Here is a 1598-nt window from a genome sequence, read left to right on the forward strand (position 1 = left end):
ACTGTCGAGAGTGTTGCCTGTGATGTGGCTGACCGGGATGCCTTGGCTGTGGTGTTGGGCGGGCGTCGGCTGACTGGTGTGGTGCATGCGGCCGGGGTGTTGGACGACGGGGTGCTGGAGTCGTTGGATGCGGCCCGTTTCGATGCGGTGCTGCGTCCGAAGGTGGATGCGGCCTGGCATCTGCATGAATTGACCCGGGGGCATGATCTGTCGGCGTTCGTGGTGTTCTCGTCGGCGGCTGGTGTGTTCGGGAATGCGGGGCAGGCCAACTATGCGGCGGCGAATGTGTTCCTGGATGCGCTTGCCCAGGCTCGCCGTGCGGATGGGTTGCCCGGTCTGTCCCTGGCGTGGGGTCTGTGGGCGGGGGCGAGTGCGATGACGTCGGGGCTGGCGGAGTCGGACCGGCAGCGGATCGCCCGCCTCGGTGCGGAGGCGCTGGGCGAGGCCGAGGGGCTGGCGTTGCTCGACCGGGCGGTCACCGGAGATACGGACGGCCTGCTCGTCCCCGTCCGGCTCAACCTCCCCGCCCTGCGCGGCCTCGCCGAATCCGGAACGTTGCCCGCGCTGCTCGGTGGACTCGTCCGTACCCGGCCCCGACGGGTGGAGACCAAGGCCGGCACTGCCGTCGGCCTGCGCGAACGTCTCGCGGGCATGAACGAGACCGAAGCCGAACGGCACCTGCTCCACCTGGTGCGCGGGGAGGTCGCAGCCGTCCTCGGGCACACGTCGCCGGACGTCGTGGGCCCGAAGAGGTCATTCACCGAGCTGGGCTTCGACTCGCTGACCGCGGTGGAACTGCGCAACCGCCTTACCGCGTCCACGGGCCTGCGCCTGCCCGCCACCCTGGTCTTCGACTACCCGAACTCCACCCTGCTCGCCGAGCAGATCCGGCAGGAAATCCTGCCGGAAGGGACCACCGCAGAGCAGGGCGACCCCGAGGAGGATGCCTTCCGGGAGGCCCTCTCCGCCATCCCCATGGCCCGTTTCCGCGAGGCCGGCCTGCTGGACCTGGTACTTCAACTCGCCGACCCGGAGCGGCAGCAAGAAACCGCCGCGGGAGGGGAAGAGACGGAATCCATCGATGAGATGGACGTCGACAACCTGATTCGCATGGCGCTCGACGGCAAAGACTCCTGACCCACCTCGTATTCCGGAGCACATCATGGCAACGCCCAACGAAAAGGTCGTCGAAGCACTTCGTGCCTCACTGAAGGAAACGGAACTGCTGCGCCAGCAGAACAACGCCCTGCGTGCGGCATCCCACGAGCCGATTGCGATTGTGGGGGTGGGGTGTCGTTTCCCGGGGGGTGTGGTGTCTCCGGAGGGGTTGTGGGAGGTGGTGGTGTCGGGGGCGGATGTTGTTTCGGGTTTCCCGGTGGATCGTGGCTGGGATGTGGAGGGGTTGTTTGACCCTGATCCGGATCGTCCGGGTAAGACGTATGGGTGCCGTGGCGGGTTTGTGGATGGTGTGGCGGATTTTGATGCGGGGTTTTTCGGGATTTCGCCGCGTGAGGCGTTGGCGATGGATCCGCAGCAGCGGTTGTTGTTGGAGACGTCGTGGGAGGCGTTCGAGCGGGCGGGGATCGACCCGGCCACGC

General features: G+C 67.2%; 2 protein-coding genes. Both read left to right on the top strand.

What is annotated here, in order from left to right; translation table 11 throughout:
* The coding region (locus K7854_RS37140) for a type I polyketide synthase (RefSeq protein ID WP_226030968.1) at positions 1-1137 on the top strand (1137 nt) is incomplete at its 5' end.
* A gap of 25 nt (positions 1138-1162) precedes the next feature.
* The coding region (locus K7854_RS37145) for a beta-ketoacyl synthase N-terminal-like domain-containing protein (RefSeq protein WP_226030969.1) at positions 1163-1598 on the top strand (436 nt) is incomplete at its 3' end.

Origin of the sequence: Streptomyces hyderabadensis (assembly GCF_020404845.1) — a bacterium.
Classification (GTDB): domain Bacteria; phylum Actinomycetota; class Actinomycetes; order Streptomycetales; family Streptomycetaceae; genus Streptomyces; species Streptomyces hyderabadensis.